We start from the raw sequence: 23,341 nt of genomic DNA on the forward strand, positions 1-23,341 counted from the left end.
GTGCGACCTGCTAGTGTGGTCTTTAATCTTTAAGCGAACTTCGGTTCGCTTTTTTTATGAGGTTTTAAATTACTCCATAAAAATACTACTATCACTATCAATATTTGTTTTCTGGCTAAATTGAAACTCATAGAAATCGGCTTCGCCTTTTGTTGCTTCAATCACTTTGGAACTTCTGCCCATTTCTAGGTCGTTATTATCAAATACTTTCAATGAAAGTGTATCATTAAAATCGCGATCAAAAATCATGTAGACATTCAATACATTATCCGAACCACCAGATGCACTACTGAGCGTAATTTTCCCAAAAGAAATACCTTGTTTTGTAATGTTTTCGCTTGTATTAATATTGATTTTGAATGTATTCTCAACGCCTTCAGACAATCCTTTGCTAAACTCACCTACAGATTCACCCACTACTTTCCCACCTTCTTTAAGTACGCTTTTCGTCTTTTCTTTCATTTTTGAACATGAAAAACATAACAAGCATAGCAGCAGCATATAATAGATTGATTTCATCTTAGAATAATTTTAATTCGTGCTGAAAGATACTAATTATGCGCATACATATTCGCTTTTTAGTACTTACAATTCATGAATCACGAGTAGGTCTATTTAGTATTTAGAAAGATAGGTTATACATTGAATGGATTAATTAACTACAAAATATATCATTATGAAAAAAAAGAGTTTAAAATCGTTATCGCTAAACAAGAAATCAATTTCCAATCTTCATGAACAAACTTTAGTAGGTGGCTCATCTGGATGTCCTGCATTAACAAGATGGATCATAGGAACTATTGTATCTGCAATAGGTGATTGCGATGATTCAGCGGACGGTTGTACTGGTACTCCAGACGAAACAATGACCTGTGCTAATTGGTCTTGTACTTGTTAATAATAGTAAAATAAATTTATTACAAAGCGAGCTTCGGCTCGCTTTTTTTATGTGTAAGATTTATAAATCATGAGCTAATGTAGTTTTTTTCTTCGGGTATTCTTTTTAAATTCAATCATAATTAACATTTTAAAACCACATTATTATGAAAAAAAAGAATTTAAAATCGTTGAGTTTGAACAAAAAATCAGTTTCTAATCTAAACGAGGAAGCTATAAAAGGAGGTGATTCTTTAGGTAATTCTATACTGTGTACTGGATTATTTGGTTCTTGTTGGTGCAATATTACTGTAACTGACTGTAGTCATAAACAGTAAGATAACGATTGGTGTATAGCAAGATAACAACTATAAACTTTAAGCGAACTTCGGTTCGCTTTTTTTCTTTATAGTCAAATAGATATAAAATGAAACGAGCGGTTTTATCCTGCTTTGGGAATGTTAGTTTTACACTATGTTTTTGATGCTGTCTTTCATAATTGGGGTAACATTTTTTATTTACAAGTACTAAGTAATATAAATTTAAAAACTTAATATTATGAAAAAAAAGAATCTTAAGTCGTTGAACCTCAACAAAAAATCTATTTCTAAGCTAAATGATAAATCTATCAAAGGTGGATATTCATTTACTGCTTTAACTCCAATTTTAGTTTTCACGGAAGGCAATTGCGTTGAAACAATTGGTGATGACAGTTGTACAGGATCATTATTGTGCAATGTTGGCTGGTAAAAAATAAGCGAGCTTCGGCTCGCTTTTCTTCTTCTTCAATCTATATCTTCTCATTTCTTAAAGAAAAAGGAGCATAATCCCTTGTCTTTAAGGTGTTTTTCTTCTTTCAAGAATTTGATATTAGTTACAACTTTGTGTTTATAACCAAAAAACCAAAAAAATTATGGCACGAAAAAAAGTAACTCATTATGCAGTATTTTACAATGTAGGTGAAACGGCATCCGTAAATGTCTACTATCAAGGTGGTGGCGCAAATACAATAACAAATCTTTCCATAGATGAAGCTTCATTTGTAATAGACTTATTGCGAAATGAAAAACCAATGTCTTATGATCACACACGCAAAAGACTCTCTACTTGGAGTGTTGAACCAGTTGGAGAAAATGAATAGTTATGGCACGAAAAAAAATAAATAGATATGCAGTATTCAGAAATACTGACGAAACTACTTCGATAAATGTCTACTACGAATCTGGTGGCGCCAATACAATTTCAAATTTATCCTTAAAAGAAAGTAATTTTATTACGGGTTTATTACGGAATGAAAAGCCAATGTCTTATGATCACACACGCAAAAGACTCTCTACTTGGAGTGTTGAACCAGTTGGAGAAGCTGAAGGCGGTTATTTAGAACCTCTTTTTAATCTGAATGATTGGTTGAATCGTCATACTTACATACGTGACTTTATAAACTTTCAATTGCCAAATGGTGGAATTCACAACTACCGAAATTGGACAGCTACGGAGAAAAATGAGCTAAAAACGTACTACTATAAAATACTCAGAAATAGAAATACAGGCGTATCAGCTACACCACAACTATCCTCGGTATCTGCAGGAGACGAACGTGCTTCAACTAACATGAGTAGAAGTACAGCTTGGAACTATTATTTAGCTTTCATTGCACAATCACTAGTTGTAGAAGCAGATAAAAGAGTGAATTGGTCTGTTAGAAACTTAAGTAATTCTGAAAAAGAATTAATTTTTGACAGTAGAAATTTATTCAAATGGGACAACAGTAAAAACGCGTATGCAATTCCATTTGATTTGGGAGTTGTTTCGCCAGGAGATCCATTTAAAATTTACCAATTCTTAACATCTAATAATCTAATTGGAAGCAGCCATTTACAAACGGTAACTCGTTTGGTCGATTGGTCTCGAAGATTATCTCATTTCTCAGGTGGTTGGGATTCCGACAATGTATTTGATCAATGGCAATATAGAGGATTTCCTCCCATAGAAAGAGTCATCAACGGAACGTTAAAAACGAGTAGTCCAGGTGATGGTATCAAAAAACGAACTGGTGGTTGTTGGGGAACCACAGGATTTTTTAGAATGTGTTTAAGAACGATCAATATTCCTGTAAAATTAGAAGTAAAAGCAGGGCATGCACTTCCTAACTTTATGTCGATACAACGTTATTTGACTCATGGAGATGATCCGTATAACAGAATGTTTAAAAATGAAAGTACGATTCCTGCATCGGCACTATTAATTAATCAAACTGCATGGAATAATTGGTTTGGCGGAGTAGCAGATCATGCTGATAATGTTGGGAGACAAGTAAGAGAATTAGCTTTACAATATCTTCCTAATTATGTATTAAATAAGCATTGTGCAGACAAAGCCGCGAATAGAAGTCATGCAAACAGTGAAGTATTTGAAATTTTTCAACGAAACTACACCGTTGCGCAACTAGAAGCTTTGAATTTATGGCAACGAATGGAAACTAAAATTACTTCGTTAGGCGGATGCAATATGATTCCTGCAGATTAACTTTTGATGAAATTTTACAATTATATAAACAACCTAATCAATTAAACAAAAGGCTTTCAGAAATTCTGAAAGCCTTTTTTAAGTTGAAACTTTCATGAGTAACTTAACTATACTATTCTGTATATGATTGTTTAGATATGCCTCTCAAAAGAGCTTGATTGAAAAACCCTTCTTTATAAAAAGATATTCGCTTCTTTTTGCTACCTTAGCTTACACGTTATAGCCGAACTTGTAAAAAAGCTAAAAAAGAAACTATCAATTCCCCAATGTCACTACAACGACATGATAGTACAACAGTTGAAAAACTGTTGAAGGATAATAACCCTATGAATACTAAAATCCTCTACATAGACCTTGAGACTACGCTCCAAGGAAAAATTAAAGATGTTGGTGCGCTATTCAACAGGCAAGAATTACACGGTAATGATTTTGCAAAACTCACGACTTGGATTCAAGAAGCCGATTATATTTGTGGACACAATATTGTAGCACACGATATTCCTATTTTGAAAAAGAAGCTAGGAGTCGAAATTTTTCATCACAAAAAATTGGTAGATACGCTATTATGGTCACCGATCATATTCAATGAGAATCCATATCATAAATTGGTCAAAGGCTATAAAATTGTTAACGACAGTGATTATAACAATCCACTTTCAGATTGTAAATTGACTAAAATATTACTAAGCGAAGAATTGAATGCTTTTAATACATTAAAAGATGTTGAAAAAATGCTATACAGTGTTTTACTGTCCAAATCGAAAAATTATGCTGGTTTTTTAGAGTTGACTTCTTTTCGTTCAAATAATATATTTGATCAAATTCCTTTAAAAGAACTTTTTAAAGATACCATTTGCAATACGACCAACATTACTGAAATTGCACAAAAAAAACCAATAGAATTAGCGTATGCTTTTTCTTTAATTCGGGCGAAAGAAAGTTCCATATTACCCAATTGGGTTCAAAAAACGTTTCCTGAAACACAACGGGTTTTGGATGTAATGCGATTCAATTTTTGTGGAAAGACAAACTGCAACTATTGTAATACTAATTTAAACCCAAGAAAAGCATTAGAAACATATTTCGGATACGATAACTTTAGAAGTTTTGATCCTAATGAAGCCATTAGTTTACAGGAAAAAACAGTCAGTGCCGGACTTGGACCTGCCTCATTCGTGGCGGTTTTTCCAACTGGCGGCGGAAAATCGTTAACATTTCAGTTGCCCGCATTAATGAAAGGAGATTCTGTACGACAACTTACCGTTGTCATTTCTCCATTGGTATCTTTGATGAAAGATCAGGTTGATAATTTGGAAAGAAAATTTGGCATTACAAAAGCAATTGCAATCAATGGATTATTATCGCCTTTGGAGCGACAAGATGCTATTGAACGTGTTGAAAATGGCGATATACAATTATTATATATTTCTCCAGAATCTTTGCGTTCGCCAACCATTTTACGAATTTTAAGAGAACGCTCCATTGCTCGATTTGTGATTGATGAAGCACATTGTTTTTCTTCGTGGGGTCAAGATTTTAGAGTCGATTATTTATATATAGGCAATTTCATCAAAAGTCTAGAAGCAGAAAGATTGTATACCAGAATTCCAGTTTCTTGTTTTACGGCAACGGCAAAACCACAAGTAATTGAAGACATCAAAGCGTACTTTCAATCAAAATTAAACATTCAACTCAAAGAATATGTAACTAGAGCGAGTCGTGTTAATCTAAAATACGAAGTCATTGACATCAAAGATCCGAATCAGAAAATGGCATCACTATTTTCAGTATTAGATCGTTGTGAAAAACCAGCCATTATTTATGCATCACGAACCAAAAGAGTAGAAGAAATTCATCGTTTAATCACGGAAGCAAATTTTGAAGCGACTTATTTTCACGGAAAACTGAATAAAGACGTGAAAACGCTTCACATGGATGCTTTTATGAATGGTTCAAAAGATATCATCGTTGCTACTTCCGCATTTGGAATGGGCGTTGACAAAGACGATATAAAATCTGTAATTCATTACAATATTTCAGATTCTTTAGAAAATTATGTCCAAGAAGCAGGTCGTGCTGGAAGAGATGAAAAAATAGAAGCAAAGTGTTATATTTTATTCAATGAAGATGATTTAAACAAACATTTTAGTCTGCTGCAACAAACGAAAATCAATCAAAAAGAAATTCAACAAGTTTGGCAAGCACTAAAATATTTGTCAAAATATAGAATTAGTAAAAAGATCAGTAATTCTGCCTTAGAAATTGCACAAAAAGCAGGTTGGGACACGGAAATTAAAGATTTAGAAACCAAAGTAAAAACGTCTATTGCAGCATTGGAAGATCGAGGTTTTTTGAAACGAAAACAGAATTCGTCACGTGTTTTTGCAAATAGTTTATTGGTTCCTAATTTGAAGAAGGCACTAAATAAACTTCATGAAAATACTACAGTAACAGAAACGCAAATTGATCAATGTTCAAGAGTTTTACAACGAATTATTAAAGATGATGAATGTAGAGTTGACTATTTGTCTGACAGAACAGGATTAACATTAAAAGAAATTCGGAATGTCATTGATATTTTGAGAGAATTACAAATTTTAGGAGATGCGAGAGACTTAACGGCTTTTATAAGTTTGGTTCAGTCGGCTAACGGTTCTAAAAATATTTTACAACGTTATCTAAAACTAGAAGTCGCGCTACAACAATTCTTAACAAAAGATCTTAAAATATCAATGCGTGCGTTGAATCAAAATCTATTAGACAAAGGTGTTGAGAAAACTTCAATAACAAGTATTAAAAACATTCTTAACTATTGGGAAATCCGACGTTTTATCGATAAAAGACGTATTGATAGAGATACCGAAACGTATCAAATTAAAGTGAAAAATAATGAAGCAATTGCAAAAGATATTCAATTGCGACATGAACTGGCAGTAGATTCACTTGAGATTTTAATTAAATTATACACAGCACAACAAAATCAAATTACTAATCAAGACAAGCGCGATTTGCCTGTTGGTTTTTCCATGTTAGGATTGAAAAAACAAAATGAATCTTCTGGTTTTTTTGGCGAAACTAAAAACGCAACCATCAAACAATACGAACGAGCATTGTTATTTTTGAATCAAATAAAATCTATACAATTAGAAGGCGGTTTTATGGTGTTTTACAATCGGTTTAATATTGAAGATATTGATGATTCTATTCCACGATTTACAAAAGATAATTTTGAAAAGATGGACACACATTATCGCCAGCGAACGGAGCAAATTCATATTGTGGGCGAATATGCAAAAAGAAGATTGCAAAATTATGAATCTGCCATCACTTTTGTGAATAATTATTTCAGTCAATCGTATGATGAATTCATAAGAACTTATTTTCCGAGAAGAAAAACAGAAATTAGCAGACCTGTCAGCCCCAAACGATTCGAAGAAATTTTGGGTAAATTAGATGTCGATCAAATAAAAATTGTCAATGATGGGAATTCAGATAACATCTTAGTTTTAGCGGGCCCTGGAAGTGGAAAAACAAAAGTATTGGTACACAAAATTGCTAGTTTATTATTGTTAGAAGACATTAAACCTGAACAATTTTTAATGCTTACCTTTTCAAAAGCAGCGTCGCTAGAATTTAGATCAAGAGCTTATGAATTAGTGCCTGAATATGCAGGATTCATTAAAATAACGACGTTTCACGGGTTTTGCTTTCAGTTACTAGGACAATTGGGCGATTTAGAAAAATCTCAGAATATCATTAAAGATTGTATACAAGCGATCAAAGATGACGAAATAGATATTACTTCCATAGAAAATAAAAGTGTGTTACTATTGGATGAGTTTCAAGATATAAACGCTGAGGAATGGGAATTGATACAATTAATTATAGAAAAATCTGAAAAAATTAAAGTAATTGCTGTTGGTGATGACGACCAAAATATTTATGAATTTAGAGGTTCATCGAATAAACATATGTTAAGTTTTCAAAGAAAACCAAAGACTGTTACTTATAAATTAATTAAAAATTATAGAAGTAGTGCTGAAATTGTAGAGTTTAATAACGAATTATTGCAAAGCATTCCAATGCGATTGAAAGATCAAACATTAGTATCTGTTAAAGATCCATCGTCTTCAAAAATTAAATTAATTCGATATACGTCTAAGTATTTAGAGAAATCGTTAGTAGATCAGCTCATTGCAGATGATTATCCAGGAACACGCGCGGTACTGGTTCGCACTAACAAACAAGCATTGATGGTGCAAACATTCTTAAAAAGTGCAGGTCAAAAAACAAAATTAATTACGGGATTACAAGGTTTTAGGCTAGCAGACTTATATGAATTGAGATCATTTACGGCACAACTTCAGAAAAATAAAAATGATGGCGGATTTATATTAGAAAGCTTATGGAATAAAGCAAAACGTATTTTTTCCATTCAACATGAAACGAGCATTCATTTAGAAACTTGTTTGGCTGTAATTTCCAAGTTTGAAGTAAACTATCCGAAGTACCGTTTATTAGTTGATTGGTACGATTATATTCGTGAAATCAACATGGAAGACGCGATCAATGCGGACGTGAATGCTATTATTATCGCAACCATGCACAAATCAAAAGGAAAAGAATTTGATCATGTATATTTGTTATTAGAAGATTTTAATTTTGCTGAAATCGCATCAAAACGTGCATTATATGTTGGTTGTTCTCGTGCAAAGGAAAGTTTACAACTGCATTGCAATGCTGCATTTTTTGATGAATTTAAAAGTAAAGCACTTAAATTTATTGACTTTACAGGTGTTACGCAACAACCTTCCAATTTTGAAATTGTACTTGGACACAAAGATATCTACTTAAAATCTCAAAAAGGTTATGGTGTACCAAATAGAATTTCTACATTGGTATCTGGAGAAAAATTAAAAAAAGATATTGTCAAGTTTTCAACAAACGAAGCTTTAGGATTGGCCAAAATGAATAATGGAAATATTTCTATTTTTTCTAAAGGATTTATGGAGAAGACACATGCTATTTTTGAAAAAGATGGTTATCAAATGATAAGTGGTTCAGTCGAATATCTGGTTTTTTGGTATGACAAAGACGAAGAAAAAGAATATAAAATTGTGTTACCAAGATTGTCATTCACTAAAACTAGTACTGAAAATTAACCATCATCAATATTCTTTAAATATTTTAAAAAACACTTTCTTTTAACTTCTATTTTTTTATAAAACAGACTCGTTTTAAAATAGTACTTACTTTACAGATCCTTAAACTCATAGAAAAACACCTGATGTTTTCAAATGTTTAAAATTTTTGTTTGAAAAAATTGTATTTTTAGGCATGTCATTTTTGTGTTGTTAACCAGAATAGATATGTTTTCAACAGAAAAAATTACACATACAAACAAATACTAATTAAAACAAAACTGATAAAGTACAAACAAGTACTTTTTTTAGAGTAACAACATTGCTGTATTCATACATAAAAAATTAAACAAATTCCTGATTCCCCGATTCATTTGCTTTTTAAAATCAAACTAATCAATTATAAAAAGAAGGAATACATGGACAAATTAACTCAGTTTTTTAGCGAGCTGTCAACGAATACGGATAAATTAGACCGTTTTAATTCAGGCTCGAGCGACGGTGAAATTGCTAGTAATCGACAAAGCATGTTGAATGCAGCAGGAGTGAAGAATACAGAAGAAATAATCAAGATGACTTCCCAAGATTTGCAAAAATTAATGGAGAAAGAACTTGGTTTAGCAACTAACGATGAGTTGGAAACCACCATTTGCGGACACATTGTGAAGCAAATGCTAGCACATCCAAAACGGATGGCAATTATCGATGGCGAGACTAAAATAGACTATAAGCGCCTCATGAAACGCGCTAGCGAAGTTGTCGGAGAACTTCAGAATCGTGGTGTAGAACCAGGATCATTGGTCGGAGTGTGTATGGACCGTTCTTGGGAATTGGTTGCTACACTAATTGGTGTCATGCAAGCTGGATGTGCGTATGTACCTTTAGATCCTGCATATCCACAAGATCGGATTCGATATATGTTAGAACATTCTCGTGCTGTAGCAGCTATTGTGGACAATGAAAACACTGCCAACCTATGCAATGGAGTTCGTGAACTATTGTGGATTAATAAAATAGGAGATCATTCCGATAGCTCAGTACGATCATCTGCAAACGATTTGGCGTATGTCATCTATACCTCGGGTTCAACTGGAAAACCAAAAGGAGTTGCTGTTGAGCACAAAAGTGTAATTGCAATGCGTCAGGCTATGCGAGAGAAATTTAGTGATGAAGAGTTGAAAGGAGTACTTGCTGCTGCGTCTGTTTGTTTCGATACTTCGGTACTGGAAATTATGGGAACGCTATCATTAGGCGGCACCATAATACTTGCAAAAAATGCACTTGAATTGACCCAACTTCCAGCAATAAATCAAGTAAGAACATGCGTAATGGTTGCATCGGCAATGCAAGCGTTACTTTCTACAGAAGAATTACCCAAAAGTATACAATGTTTAGTTTTTGGTGGTGAAGCGCTCAAACGTTCATTAGTAGAACAAGTGTATGCACAAAATCCAAAACTACGCGTACTAAACGCGTATGGACCTACAGAAGATACGGTTTATTCGACTATTGCCGAAGTTCCTTTGGGTACGCAAGTAGTTACGATCGGTATGTCGGTGCCTAACTCACGAGCGTATATTTTAGATGATACTTTGCAACCTGTTTCTGCTGGAATTGCAGGAGAATTATACCTAGCAGGAAGTAAACTTGCGCGAGGATACTTATACGATGAAGAGAAGACCAAGGAGCGTTTCATTGAGATGGAACCTAGTGAGTTGATTCCAGATAATCGGTTGTATAAAACGGGCGATTTGTGTCGCTGGACGGAAAATGGAGAAATCGAATTTTTGGGACGAGTTGACCAACAAGTAAAGATCAGAGGTTTCCGAATTGAACTTGAAGAAATTGAATCAACATTAGAGTCTATGGAAGGTGTTGATGCTGCAGCTGCGGCTGCCGTAGATGGTAGCACTGGTCAGAAAATACTAGTAGTCTATGTTGTAAGTCGTGATAAAGCGGTAACACAGGCGAAAGTCAAATCCTATTTATCAGAACGACTCCCAAAATATATGGTTCCTCAAGTTGTGAAACATCTAGAAACACTTCCTTTTTTACCCAATGACAAACTCGATCGTAAGAAACTTATGAACCTAGAAGATGCTGTTGTATCAAGCCCAAGTGCTGAGGCAGTTGATAGTACCAACATTCTTATACAACGTTTGGTAGGTTCAAATAATGAACAGCAAGCAGCGATACTGTCGATCATTCAAAATCAGGTGGCTTCGTTACTTAACTTAGGTGATCCAGCAGAAGTATTGCCAGACGATTCATTCGACAGTTTTGGTCTCGATTCCCTAAGCACATTGGAATTTAGTAGTCGACTCAGCAAATTATTGGGTCTAGACTTGCCAGCTCGAGTTATTTTTGAACATTCCACTCCAAATGCATTGGTGAATTATATACTTAATAGCGATAAAAGTAATTCTGATGATCAATCCACTCAAAACCGATCTAATTTGATGGATACGCTGGCTAGTTTTCAAACACATATTCAGTCGAGCCATCCGACATTTCAGGCAGCAAAAGTACCTTCATGGAGTGTTACTGATAAGAGCAAGCTAGTTCAAGAAGTCTTACGCATGGTAAACGACAATCGCAGAAATCCTTACAGTAAAGTATTGCTTACTGGAAGTGGAACCAGAGGAACTGTTGGCGATGCTTACAATGATGAAGAACAAGAAGCGGTTATATGGACGACCAATCTGTATCTGGGCTTGAACCGTGATCCAAAAGTCATGGAAGAAGCTTCTAGCGCTTTAGCGCGTTTTGGAACAGGAATGGGAACTTCTGCGGCAGCGTCAGGTATGACCAATCAACACTTAGAATTTGAAACAGAGTTTGCCGATTTAGTGGGAAAGCCTAGCGCTTGTCTATTTCCGACAGGATACACAGCCAATGTTGGAGCAATTGCTGGGATTTTAGGAAAAAACGATGTTGTTGTTATTGATCAACTCTGTCATGCATCCATTGTTGACGGTGCTCGTTTATGCGGTGCAACGATTCGAACGTTTCAGCATAATAATCCATCTGATTTGGAAGCTGTTCTTAAGTCGGAAGTTTCACCTTATCGTAGTATTCTAGTAGTTCTAGAAGGTGTATATAGTATGGGCGAAGGTGCTGCGCCAGTTGCAGAAATTGTACGCATGGCAAAAAAATATAATGCACTTGTTCTAGTGGACGAAGCGCATTCTTTTGGTTTTTACGGTAAAGGTGGCGCTGGAATTTGTGCAGCTCAAGGCGTGACTGAAGAAGTAGATTTTATCATGACAACACTAAGCAAAGCCTTAGGGAGTCTTGGTGGCGTTGTTGCGGCTAGTCAAGAACATGTTGACCTCATGAAGTCATCTTCCAGAGCTTATATCTTTCAGGCTTCTGTGAGTCCAGCGGATATGGCAGCAGCACTGACTGCATTACGTCGTCTTCGTTCTGATGATGCATTACGCGAGCGACTTTGGGATACAACACGTTACATGCGTAAACGATTCGAAGACGCAGGATATGATTTAGGTACTGGAGATGGACCAATTGTTACGCCTCATTTTAGTGATAAGGATAAATTGTACGCAATAGTACAGAGCTTATATAAGCGTGGTATTCAAACTTCGGCAGTAACGTATCCAATTGTGGAAACTGGACGCGGTCGCTTACGACTCATTTGCTCAGCCGCTCATACACGCGAAGATGTAGACAAAACCATAGAAGCGCTCATCGAAGCAGAACGTGAAGTAGATGCGCAACTCGCAGCAATACTTCATGAAACTAGAGATGCAAACATCACGCAATCGGATATTGAGGTTTGGGCAAATACATTTGCTGTGTATCTAAAAAAATGGATAACAGAAGTTTCTATTCCAACTCCAAACCTTGTGATTTCTGTTAGCGTTTCTGAACAGTCTGAGCCAGTCACAATTTTAGTTAAAGATGGAGACGTGACGTTGAATGCTGATAAGAAGTATAATTTACCTTCTTGTTCGTTACTTCTTGCTGATAGGGCAGCAGTTTCCGCTTTGCAGTCATCGGATGTACAAGCATTACTTCATAGTATTTGTAACGGAACTTGTGTGTTAAAAGGGCAAGTGGAGCCATTTATTTGGTTTATTGCACGAATGGTAAATCAGCGACAGCTTGTTACTGCTGTTTAATAGAAAATATGATCAGAAGTATTTGTTAATTAGCTTAAAAGTTTACTCTTCCGCAGATTCAGTTGCGGAAGAGCATCAAGAATATTCATAGGTATTGAATACGATTCTGTGAAAGCGTTTCAAATTCGCTTCTGTTTTTTGTATTATTTTGATGGTTTCATTGAATAATTATTAAAAAGTGATTGTTGGATTGAATTTGTAACACTACAAATAGCTTCCAACAGCTGAGGAATCGTTCTCGCAGAGGTGCGGCAAGCTTCCCCCCGCTAGGGAATTGTTCTTGCGAATCTACAGCAAGCTTTCGTCTTCAAACGCTATTGAAACATCGATTTGTTTCTTGACACTTTGTTTTATCACCAGTATTAAAAAAGTTAAACAAAGGATTTATTTTAGGTTTTGTACATGAAGAATATCCTTATACAACATATTGACTTTTATTTTTTACTGCATCAAAATCCGAAGTAATGAATTATGAAAGTCTCAATATTTAGAGTCTATGTAATTCTTATGATTATTTCGCTTTTTTGACATCTTTCAAAGTTTAGTTAATTATTTTTTCTCTTAGCTTGATGTAGAGCTTACTGTAGCAATGCCGATTCAGTATTTCTACATATTATAATTCTAAATCTCGCTGGTGTAAAATGTACGAGATTTGTTATTTCAGAAAGCTTTTACCGATTTCCAGAAAGAAAAAAAATCAATACTAGATCTAAACTGTATATTTGATTTAAAATTTAGCAGACTATGTTTACCCGTTTTTTTTTAGTGTGGTTTCTTTTTTGTGCATTGGTTTTAAACGCACAGCAACCAGCTACAATACATTTAAATGAAAAAGATGGGCTACCAGATATTGAATTTTACAATATCGTGGAAGATGCTAAAAAATTTATATGGTTAGCGGCAGATAAAGGTTTGTATCGCTATGATGGTAGAGAGTATAAACACTTTTCGCATCCCAAGCAAAGAGGGAATGCTGTTTTTGGAACATTAGAAGATCATCAAGGTCGTATTTGGTGTAATAATATAACAGGACAGTTTTTTTATGTTAAAGACGATAAATTATATTTATTTATAGACTTAAGCCAAATTCTTAACGGAGAGCTATCTCAATTTAAAGTAACAGCAACACAATTGCTTGTGTTTACTGGAAAAAAAATAGTAATCATAAACTTAAAGGATAAGAAAACTAAAGAGCTTTTTAATGAAAATGTATCTCGAGTTGGTTTAGCTTTTAAAGCTGGTGATCATTATTTGTATACAGAAGGTAATCAGATTGTAAAGACAAATGATGCATTTCAGAAAATAGATAGTTTATATATAGATATCTATGATAATTACCCCATAGAAAGTATTGCTAAATTGCCAAGTATTGTTTCAAATGGTAGTGTGTCGTTCTGTCATTTTATTAGAAATTCTGAAAATATATTTTATCAATTTGATATTGAGAAAAAAAAAATACAAAAAATAGAAGTCCCACTAGCGCTAAAACGGCGTATCATTAATCAAGTTTTTTTTAAAGATGATGCTATTTGGGTAGCTACAGATTTCGGAATTTCAATATTTAGGTTACAAGAAAATAAATTAGTACTTAAACAACATTTTTTAGATGATTTCTTTGTTACAAAAATCATGATTGATAGTAACGAAAATTACTGGGTGACAACTAAAGGCGACGGTATTTTTGTGATACCAAGTATTGGTGTTTTTAAATATAAGCTACCAAACAATGCTATCAATATTAATAAGTTGAAAAACTTAGGTAACTCAACTATTTTATATGGAACAAAAAAAGGGATCATTGCAACATTTAATTTAGATAACAGTGACTTTAAAGTACTAGACTCAAGTTCAGCTTATAGAATTTCTGAGATTACAGAAAATAAAAATGATAGTGAATTTATAATAGTTAAAGAAGATGCGGCTTTTCGTTATAATATAAATAGTAAGGAATTAAAAAAGATAGATGCGCTCATAGTGTTTGGGGCTAAAAGTCTATCTAAAGTAGCGGGTTTGGGTTATGTTTTATCTTCCTATAAAGCAGCTGTTTTGTTAGATGATAATTTTGAAATTATTTCCAAACTAGTAAATAAACGCTCTTACACCAATTATTATTCAGAAACTACAAAGCAACTATATATTGGTACTGTAGAAGGTTTTTTTGTGTTTGATGAGCAATTACAACAATCTGAAATAACATATAACGGTGATTCTATTGCAGTAATTTCAATTACACAATCCAAAGATAATACACTTTGGGTTTCTACATTTAAAAATGGAATTTTTGAAATTAAGGACACTAAAGTGGTTACGAATTATAATACATCAAACGGTTTATTGTCTAACAATACAGGAGTATTGCAGTGTGATGGGCATCAATTATGGATCACAACTGAAAAAGGTATTCAACTGTTAAATATGGATACTAGAGTTTTTCAGAATTTGACACGAAAAAATGGAATACCATCGTACCGCATATCAGATATTGAGATTTTAGAGAATAGTGTACTTTTTAGTTCAAATTTTGGCATATTTGGACTCTATAAAGATAAGGTATTCAAAGCGCCTCAAAGAGAATATATTTATTTCACAGACATTATAGTTAATGAAATTTCGCAACCGATAAAACCATCTTACACGCTCAATTATAACGAAAATAAAATTCGATTTAATTTTAATGTTAATGGTTTTCAAAGTGCTATAAATACTCGATATGAGTATCGGCTTTTGGGTTTAGATTCAACTTGGCGTAATTTAAAAGAACAAATTAATTACGTTAATTATAGCAGTTTGCCTAGTGGTAACTACACATTTCAAGTTAAAATTGTTGATCAAGCGGATACATTAGAATCTATAGCGTTTTCAATTGCAACACCAATTTGGAAACGTTGGTGGTTTTTCCTTTTAGTTATATCTGTAGTAGGTATTATTATCTATTCTATTTTTACATCAAAAATCAGAAAACTAAAAATAAAGCAAAACGAAATTTTACAAAAAGAGATTGTTAACAAACAGCTGGTGCTCTCTCAATTGGAGAATTTACGTTCGCAAATGAATCCACATTTTATTTTTAATGCGCTGAATTCTATTCAAGAATATATTGTTTTAAATGAAAAAGAATTGGCAAGTTCATTTCTTATTAAATTCTCGCGTTTAATCCGTATTTATTTAGAGCATAGCAGAGAAAGTGAGGTAACATTAAGTCAAGAACTAAATGCGCTCAATATTTATTTAGAATTAGAGAAAAATAGATTTGAAGATTTGTTAGACTATTCTATACAAGTTTCTAAAAACATAAATAGTAATGAAATAAAAATACCGTCTTTATTTATTCAGCCTTATGTAGAAAATGCTTTAAAGCATGGTTTGTTGCATAAGAAAAAGGATAGAATGCTTAAAATAGACTTCTACATGAATGAAACTAAAGATGTTTTGTTTTGTGAAGTTACAGATAATGGTATTGGTGTAGAAGCTTCAAAAGAATTAAATAAAAATAGGCAACCATTGCACAGGTCATTTGCTACAAGCGCTAATGAAAGGCGAGTTGCTTTGCTTAATACAAATAGAGATTTAAAAATAACTGTAAGTACAACACCTTTAAATCCTGAAACTAAAACAGGAACTAAAGTTGTAATTACCTTACCAATATAAAGTAGAATGAAAGCACTTATAATTGATGATGAAAACAAAGCAAGGCGTTTATTAGAACGGTTATTAGATGAGCAATGTCCAGAAATTGAAACAATAATGCAAGCTTCCGATTTAGAGTCTGGTGTCGAAATTATTAAATCTCAAAAACCAGATATTGTGTATCTAGATATTGAAATGCCTAAATATTCTGGGCTTCAAATTTTAGAATTACTAGAAGATACTGTTATCGATTTTCAAATTATTTTCACCACAGCTTACAATCAGTATGCTGTAGATGCTTTTAAATTGTCTGCAATAGATTATCTGCTCAAGCCAATTGATAGAGAGGAACTTAAATCTGCTACAAACAAAGCTATTAGCATGCTTAAGGAAAAAAGTATAAACAATCAATTACAAGATTTAAAAAAGGCATTTAATCAATTAGCATTAAATAAAATTGCACTAGAAATTCCAAAAGGTGTCATTTTCATTTCTCATGATGATATTGTTCTGTTTGAAGCAGACGGCATGTATACAAAAACGTATTTAGATAATGGCGACACACAACTTATTTGCAAACCCTTAAAGCACTTTGTGGAACAATTGAAGAGTCTTCCAATTTTTTATAAACCACATCGATCCTATTTAATTAATTTAAAACACATTAAAGAATTATCTAAAAGAGACGGCCATCATTTGGTAATGACTAACAATAAAACAATACCAATCTCCAAAGATAAAAGAGACGAATTTATGCTAGTTTTAAGCGAGGTGTTTAACACCTAGTAGATTCAGAAAAAAAAATAGTGTTTTCAGAAATAATTTTTAAACGATGCCTCTTTATTGAGGCATTTTTGCTGTATAAAATTAAAACAATGAAAACAATTAAAATTATTTTGTTAGCTATTCTATGTACGATTAGCGCTAATGCACAGCAAACATTTTACGAACAATTAAAAGCCAATGGTAATGATGCTGTATACACGACTTTTTACAGGTATAATGCAACATCAGAATATTATACGCCAGGTGAACAAGGTGAAGAGATTAATATAAAGCTATTGGAGGTAAAAGGCATTCCGATTGGATTTAAAGCCTACAGTGTTAAAACTGGAAAATATGTTTTCGGTTTTGATGAGGTACAAAATTATGGTAGGGTAGACCATTACCCAATAACTAAAATGATGAAACATAAATACGATAGCGAAACCTATGCGATGATTGATGGGTCTATGTATAAATTTCAAGTGGATAAAGATGGGATATTAAAACCTGTAAGCTTATGGGAAGTATATGTTTTAAAGCGTCCAAAAGCTATGAAACAAGATACTGAAGAAAAGAAAGTAACAAAAAAGAAGAAAAAGAAAGGTTTATTTAGCAGATTCAAAAATGTTGGTAAAGGTGGTTCTAATTCAGAAAAAAAATACCTTAGAAGTTTGGATATAGTGTCTATTGTAAATACTTACGAAACTAAAATGAGTGCCAAGCAAAAAGCGTATCAGTTAACTTCAAAAGATAAATCTGATAGAGCTAAAATTGAAAAATTTAGAAAAGAAGGAAAAGACTTTGTAAAGCGATATAACGATTCTATTTACAATTCACCAAAAGAAGTTGAAAATAGACGAAAATGGACTAAAATTAATGCAGGTACCAGACTAATTGTAAAAAATAATAAGTCAACTACCATTTGGATTAGTTCTTCTAGCAACAATTTTAGTAATACAAAAATAGATTCAGGAAGGGAAGGCGCAATGGATTGTAGAAGTGATTTATATTATTTTTTCAGTGATAAAAAGGGAGCAAAAGGCGTTAAGTTTTATTCAGCAAATAGTGCTTGCGGATCATCTGCAACGATAAATTAGATTCGTTTTTTAGTTAGGCTGTTTGTGGTTGTCTAAACAGTCATTAAAAGTGAACATACTAAAAAAAGGTGTTTTTTAAGACAGCCTCAATAGTGTTTTTTAATTGTAATAGAAAAGTTGCTAAAGATAACATCCAATGAGTATGATGCAAAAGTAAAGTTACTTTTAGAAAACGATTAACCGAATCAAAATTTCAGAAAAAAAGATGCTTGTTTCAGAAAAAAAGCAAATAAAATGCCTCGATATCGAGGCATTTTTGTTGTAACAAATTTAAAATATAATTTATTATGAAAACAAAAATACTTTTTTTCAAATTCTTACTTTTTATAACCTTTTGGGCACAATCGCAACAAGTTTATTATTCAGTACCAGGTGCAAATGGTAATAGTACAGGACAAATTAGGGATATTATAAAATCTGGTTCTAATATTTATTTGGCAGTTGGAGGTTATTCAACTACAGGTTCTTTTCCTATTCGTCAAGCTGCTTTATCATTAGACACAAATCAAGCTTCTCCAAGCGCTCAAGAAGTTTATATAGGTACTACAGGTGCTGCGAATCTTTCTATTAATCAGAATACGTTAAGGTTCAATGGCGGATTTTCGAGTATAAATTTTTATGATTTAGATTTGAATCAAACGCTACCAACGACACCTACGCTTGTGTCTGGTATAGCAGTGTCTAGTTTACAAAATCACGTATTCTATCAAAATGATTTTATCTACGGTACTGCTCCACAAGCGAGTACTTCAAACGCTATAGATCTTATTCTACCTTTGCAAACGCTTAGTTTAAACAGTGTTTTATGGGATGCAGAAGTGCTTGGTAACAATCTATATTATACTTCAAGTGATAACACTAATTTATATGCGGTTGATTTAACAAGTGCTACAGCAATACCTCAGATAATACATACAGATGTAGATGAAATTGTTTCTATAGAAATTACAACAAATTACATTTATTATGGTACTTATCAAGGTGCAAAAATAAAACGCCTAAACAGAAATACCAATACTGTAAATACATTGGCTACTGTACCGTCTTCCGGAAACCCATCCGTAGATTATCCACGCTCAATAGAAATAATTGGAAACCAAGTTTTTTATGCAGCAATTACATCTGAATTATACGTTATAACAGATAACTTATTAAATACAAATGATTTTGATATTGATATCTCGAGTACAAAAATCTATCCAAACCCTGTTCAAGATCAATTGCATATCCAAACCAATTCAAGACCAAAAGATTATACAATTTTTTCTGTAGTAGGAAAAGAAATAATTACGGGTAAGTTTAATGCATCACTTGATGTTTCTCAACTCAAAGCGGGCATTTATTTTATTAAAATTAACACTGAAAATGGAAGTGTAACCAAACGCTTTATTAAACAATAAAGTCTTCAGAAAAAAAAAGAACACTTTCAGAAGAAAAGCAAATAAAATACTTCAATCTCGGGGCATTTTTGCTTTAAAATAAATTCTATATTATGAAATCAATAGTACCACAATTTTTATTACTCCTATATACTATTTTAGCAGTAGGTCAAACTCCGACGTTAGATTTATCTAAAGAATATTTATTTACTAATGGTAACCTTTCAAATACTGCATCAACTGGTATCACTTATGATATTAGTATTGGTTCTCAGTACACTTTAAGTACAGTAAACGATCCTTTAAACTCCCCAAATAATGCTATTACTATTAATGGTGAAACCTTTAATGGTAATACGCATCCCTCAAATCAGGGTAATTATACATTGAGTTTTTGGCTTAAAACTACTGATGCACAAGGTGGGCAAATTATGGAACAACGGGGAAACTCATCTTCATTTGCAGGGTATGTTATGTTTTTAGATGCTGCGGGTGCTCTAAATATTCTTGGCGTATTTAAATATGTAAATACCTATTCTAGTCCAGCAATAACAACCACTAATGTTAGTGTCAATGATGGTAATTGGCACCATATAGCTATAACAGCAGAATTAGTAGCGAGAACAACAACTTCAGGTCAGATTTTAAACAAACAGGTATATACTATTTATGTTGATGGAGTTTTATCTGCTCAAAGTCAGACTAATGAAATATTTGTAGGTACACCTGTAGAAATTTTTAATAATGGTGCAGCCCTAAAATTTAATCCGCAAAATAATAGTGGTCAGGCTAATGCTATTTACACAGGTGACCTAGATAATTATAGAGAATATACACGGTTATTAACTCCTGTAGAAATAGGGCAATTATATAATGAATTTGCCAATACTTCCAATGTCACTTACATAGATAAAGATGCTACTGGAAACAATGATGGTACTAGTTGGCAAGACGCCTTTACAGATATTACGAGTACATTAGAAAATGCTCAAGATAATTCTGAAATATGGATTAAGGGTGGCGAATATATACCTAATGCAACAGGTAATGGCGCTCTTGGTATTAACATAACTGCAACTGGACTTAAAATTTATGGAAGTTTTGCAGGTAATGAAACACAAATTTCAGAAAGAGTTTTTGGCTCAAACCAAACCATAATTTCTGGTGATGTTAATGGCAATGATACAGGCACACCTTCATTTACACAAAATACATCTACCACATCGGACAATATTGGGACATTAATGCGAATTTCTGAGTTCTCTAACTCGGAGAAAACAGTATTAGATGGTATAATATTTACCAGAGCCTTTCAAGATAATGGAGCAGGCGCTTTACTTTTTAGCGGAGATAACTATCCAAATATTACAATAACAAACTGTAGTTTTACTTTGAATTTACAAGATACTGGTGCTGCTATATATTCTAATTACTTAGTAGGTTTTGTAAGTCAGTCTAGTACTGGTTTAGGTATAGAAATCAATCAGTGTATTTTCGATAATAATGTTGCACGTATTGGTGCTGGGATTAGTCTAGCGAACCAAGATGATAACTTTACAAGATTTGTAACTGCAGATATCACTATATCTAATTCCTTGTTTAGTAACAATACTGTTACCGATAATTCCTTAATGGGTCAGGGTGTTTTTGGTAGTGCCATGCGCATATTTCAACAGGATTCGCAAAGTCTTTTTACAATTGACATTACCAACAATACATTTGCAAAAAACAAAGAATTAGGTACTATTTTACCAGCAAGTGAAAGATATGTTGTTGTTTTAGAAAGCCCGCTAGCGAGCTATCAAACCGTAAGTGTTACTAATAATATTTTTTGGGATAACACGACATCTGGTAATGCGGTTGCAAGTTCTATAGGAGGCGGTTCTGGTTTCACATCAAATATAACATTAGTAAATTGTTTGGGGGAAGATAACTTTAGTAACATCCCAATGGCACAACAAACGAACTCTTTAAATTCGTCGCCTTTATTTGTAAATGTAGCAAACAATGATTTTACATTACAAAACACATCTTCTGCTATCGACGCTGGAAATAATTCTTTAGTTATCGGTGTCGTAGATTTAAATAATAACAATAGAATTGTTAGTAATACTGTAGATATTGGCGCATATGAATTTGATACTAATTTATCTACAACACAATTTAATAATGATTTGTCTTTAAAAATATATCCAAATCCTGTTTCAGATATATTGCAAGTGAAATCAAACATAGCTATACAAAAGATTGAAGTCTATTCTATGTTTGGGGAGAAAGTAATGAGCATAAAAGAAACCGCTACAATCAATTTATCTAACCTAAAAAGTGGTATTTATTTCTTGAAAATTTACGGCTCTAATCAGTTAGAATCAACAAAACGATTTATAAAAAACTAGTAAAGAATCTATTTAAAATTAAATCAAGCTATTTACTGTAATGTCAATAGCTTGATGCTTCAAAAGCATGAAACTATCTAAAACAGACAAACTTGAACGCTCCATACGTTTATTTTATACAATTTCAGGGATTTTTTTTGTAAAACACTATAACTATGAAATTAACAATCAACATCATTTTATTTCTATTCTCAATTCAATTATCAGCACAAAGTTCTAATCCAACAGAATCTATAAATGGTACTTATCACTTATTAGAGGCCGAAAGAGGTGTTAATACTAAATACTTTGAGTTTGGCGAACATAATGCTGTTAAGCTGTTACTAATTGCTGCATGTAAGCAATGCGTGCCTGGTTCGTATAAGTATCAAAAAGAAGCTAGTGAAGAACTAGGTATAGCCGTTTTTTATAACGCTACTGGCTTATATGTTTTTCAGTACGACGAGGAGAGTTTTGTTATGATTATGATACATCCAAAAGCAGAAAGTTGGACAGACTTTTATTTTTCGAATTTCTACAGTAAAAACAAATCTAAAGTTGTTGTTATGAGCAAAGAAAAAATTAAAGCATTTATTATTAAAATATCAAGTTAAGTAATTTCGATTTTTTAATTGTAGGTTCAAAATATGATCACGAAAACACGTAAGGTTCAGCCTCTGAAACTGTTGATTAAATAAACTAAAAAAAGTGAGACATTAACATAGGCAACAAGTTCTAACATACAAACTCTATAACATGAATTTTGACAAAAAAGATACATTAGAAATATTTGAAAATGCAATTAGTTGGATTATTGTTTTAGCTATGTTTATTTATGGTATAGGGAAAATAGTTCAGTTTGAAGATGCGGTTGATATTGATAAAACTGTAGCTGAAATGACTGGAATGGAGTTAATGTGGGCTTTTTACAGTTATTCAAAGTCATTTGTAATTATATTAGGAGTACTTGAAGTGATTGGTGGAATTTTAATTCTGATTAAAAAGACGCGAATAATCGGATGCTTATTTACATCTGCTATATTAGCCAATGTTATTTTACAAGATATCTATTTCGGAGTTCATTTGGGAGCTTTAAAAGCCGCAATTCTATATCAATTATTAATATTAACCATTCTATGGCTAAATAAAGAAAAAATGATTGCAAGTATAAAAACGTTGTTGACTTCTGAAAAAATACAGCAAACCAAAACTATTTTTTTTGTAAAACTTCTAATAGCTTTCGGAATCTTTGTGATGTTAAGAATTTTGGAATATTACATCACTATAAAGTGGTAAAAAGTCTTTTAAGGGCTTTTTTAAGTTTTTTTGCAGTTGTCATTTGAATAAGTTACACGGTTCAAAATGGTTCCTATGAAGCTTTTTGCTGTTTCCGTAACGAATTTTTGGTATTTC

At 32.9% G+C, this 23,341-nt stretch carries 14 protein-coding genes; 13 read left to right on the top strand and 1 reads right to left on the bottom strand.

Annotation, left to right across the window (positions count from 1 at the left end; genetic code table 11):
• Positions 1 to 69: 69 nt before the first annotated feature.
• Complete coding sequence (locus tag H2O64_RS04430; RefSeq protein WP_187560938.1) at positions 70 to 462, bottom strand: hypothetical protein; 393 nt, start codon at positions 460 to 462, stop codon at positions 70 to 72.
• Between the two features lie 214 nt (positions 463 to 676).
• Between H2O64_RS04430 and H2O64_RS04435 the strand changes: the two genes are divergently transcribed.
• The 13 genes from H2O64_RS04435 (at position 677) to H2O64_RS04495 (ending at position 23,224) form a co-directional block, all read left to right on the top strand.
• Positions 677 to 898: a class I lanthipeptide gene (locus H2O64_RS04435; RefSeq protein WP_187560939.1), complete on the top strand. Its 222-nt coding sequence runs from the start codon at positions 677 to 679 to the stop codon at positions 896 to 898.
• A gap of 536 nt (positions 899 to 1,434) precedes the next feature.
• Positions 1,435 to 1,626 carry a hypothetical protein gene (locus H2O64_RS04440; protein WP_187560940.1) on the top strand — a complete coding sequence of 64 codons (192 nt, stop codon included), beginning with the start codon at positions 1,435 to 1,437 and terminating at the stop codon, positions 1,624 to 1,626.
• Positions 1,627 to 1,789: 163 nt separating this feature from the next.
• Positions 1,790 to 2,017 carry a hypothetical protein gene (locus tag H2O64_RS04445; RefSeq protein WP_187560941.1) on the top strand — a complete coding sequence of 76 codons (228 nt, stop codon included), beginning with the start codon at positions 1,790 to 1,792 and terminating at the stop codon, positions 2,015 to 2,017.
• A gap of 2 nt (positions 2,018 to 2,019) precedes the next feature.
• The gene (locus H2O64_RS04450) at positions 2,020 to 3,402 is read left to right on the top strand and encodes a hypothetical protein (protein WP_187560942.1); all 1,383 of its coding nucleotides are present in this window, start codon (positions 2,020 to 2,022) and stop codon (positions 3,400 to 3,402) included.
• A gap of 326 nt (positions 3,403 to 3,728) precedes the next feature.
• The gene (locus H2O64_RS04455) at positions 3,729 to 8,564 is read left to right on the top strand and encodes a RecQ family ATP-dependent DNA helicase (RefSeq protein WP_187560943.1); all 4,836 of its coding nucleotides are present in this window, start codon (positions 3,729 to 3,731) and stop codon (positions 8,562 to 8,564) included.
• A 398-nt stretch (positions 8,565 to 8,962) separates the two neighbouring features.
• Positions 8,963 to 12,685, top strand: a complete 3,723-nt coding sequence (locus tag H2O64_RS04460) for an amino acid adenylation domain-containing protein (RefSeq protein WP_187560944.1) — start codon at positions 8,963 to 8,965, stop codon at positions 12,683 to 12,685.
• A 744-nt stretch (positions 12,686 to 13,429) separates the two neighbouring features.
• Positions 13,430 to 16,333, top strand: a complete 2,904-nt coding sequence (locus H2O64_RS04465; RefSeq protein WP_187560945.1) for a sensor histidine kinase — start codon at positions 13,430 to 13,432, stop codon at positions 16,331 to 16,333.
• A gap of 6 nt (positions 16,334 to 16,339) precedes the next feature.
• The gene (locus H2O64_RS04470; protein ID WP_187560946.1) at positions 16,340 to 17,098 is read left to right on the top strand and encodes a LytR/AlgR family response regulator transcription factor; all 759 of its coding nucleotides are present in this window, start codon (positions 16,340 to 16,342) and stop codon (positions 17,096 to 17,098) included.
• An 89-nt stretch (positions 17,099 to 17,187) separates the two neighbouring features.
• Positions 17,188 to 18,174: a hypothetical protein gene (locus H2O64_RS04475; RefSeq protein WP_187560947.1), complete on the top strand. Its 987-nt coding sequence runs from the start codon at positions 17,188 to 17,190 to the stop codon at positions 18,172 to 18,174.
• A gap of 287 nt (positions 18,175 to 18,461) precedes the next feature.
• Positions 18,462 to 19,574: a T9SS type A sorting domain-containing protein gene (locus H2O64_RS04480; RefSeq protein ID WP_187560948.1), complete on the top strand. Its 1,113-nt coding sequence runs from the start codon at positions 18,462 to 18,464 to the stop codon at positions 19,572 to 19,574.
• Positions 19,575 to 19,666: 92 nt separating this feature from the next.
• The gene (locus H2O64_RS04485; RefSeq protein ID WP_187560949.1) at positions 19,667 to 21,949 is read left to right on the top strand and encodes a T9SS type A sorting domain-containing protein; all 2,283 of its coding nucleotides are present in this window, start codon (positions 19,667 to 19,669) and stop codon (positions 21,947 to 21,949) included.
• A gap of 155 nt (positions 21,950 to 22,104) precedes the next feature.
• Positions 22,105 to 22,542 (top strand): hypothetical protein, encoded by a 438-nt coding sequence (locus tag H2O64_RS04490; RefSeq protein WP_187560950.1) that lies wholly within the window; start codon positions 22,105 to 22,107, stop codon positions 22,540 to 22,542.
• A gap of 142 nt (positions 22,543 to 22,684) precedes the next feature.
• The gene (locus H2O64_RS04495) at positions 22,685 to 23,224 is read left to right on the top strand and encodes a MauE/DoxX family redox-associated membrane protein (protein ID WP_187560951.1); all 540 of its coding nucleotides are present in this window, start codon (positions 22,685 to 22,687) and stop codon (positions 23,222 to 23,224) included.
• The last annotated feature ends 117 nt before the right edge of the window (positions 23,225 to 23,341 follow it).

Origin of the sequence: Kordia aestuariivivens, from assembly GCF_014397005.1 — a bacterium.
Taxonomy (GTDB): domain Bacteria; phylum Bacteroidota; class Bacteroidia; order Flavobacteriales; family Flavobacteriaceae; genus Kordia; species Kordia aestuariivivens.

Coding starts and splice junctions, on each gene's coding strand:
- H2O64_RS04470 (WP_187560946.1), top strand. CDS start 16,340: ATGAAAGCACTTATAATTGATGATGAAAACAAAGCAAGGCGTTTATTA.
- H2O64_RS04475 (WP_187560947.1), top strand. CDS start 17,188: ATGAAAACAATTAAAATTATTTTGTTAGCTATTCTATGTACGATTAGC.
- H2O64_RS04480 (WP_187560948.1), top strand. CDS start 18,462: ATGAAAACAAAAATACTTTTTTTCAAATTCTTACTTTTTATAACCTTT.
- H2O64_RS04435 (WP_187560939.1), top strand. CDS start 677: ATGAAAAAAAAGAGTTTAAAATCGTTATCGCTAAACAAGAAATCAATT.
- H2O64_RS04465 (WP_187560945.1), top strand. CDS start 13,430: ATGTTTACCCGTTTTTTTTTAGTGTGGTTTCTTTTTTGTGCATTGGTT.
- H2O64_RS04440 (WP_187560940.1), top strand. CDS start 1,435: ATGAAAAAAAAGAATCTTAAGTCGTTGAACCTCAACAAAAAATCTATT.
- H2O64_RS04485 (WP_187560949.1), top strand. CDS start 19,667: ATGAAATCAATAGTACCACAATTTTTATTACTCCTATATACTATTTTA.
- H2O64_RS04495 (WP_187560951.1), top strand. CDS start 22,685: ATGAATTTTGACAAAAAAGATACATTAGAAATATTTGAAAATGCAATT.
- H2O64_RS04430 (WP_187560938.1), bottom strand. CDS start 462: ATGAAAGAAAAGACGAAAAGCGTACTTAAAGAAGGTGGGAAAGTAGTG.
- H2O64_RS04460 (WP_187560944.1), top strand. CDS start 8,963: ATGGACAAATTAACTCAGTTTTTTAGCGAGCTGTCAACGAATACGGAT.
- H2O64_RS04450 (WP_187560942.1), top strand. CDS start 2,020: ATGGCACGAAAAAAAATAAATAGATATGCAGTATTCAGAAATACTGAC.
- H2O64_RS04490 (WP_187560950.1), top strand. CDS start 22,105: ATGAAATTAACAATCAACATCATTTTATTTCTATTCTCAATTCAATTA.
- H2O64_RS04455 (WP_187560943.1), top strand. CDS start 3,729: ATGAATACTAAAATCCTCTACATAGACCTTGAGACTACGCTCCAAGGA.
- H2O64_RS04445 (WP_187560941.1), top strand. CDS start 1,790: ATGGCACGAAAAAAAGTAACTCATTATGCAGTATTTTACAATGTAGGT.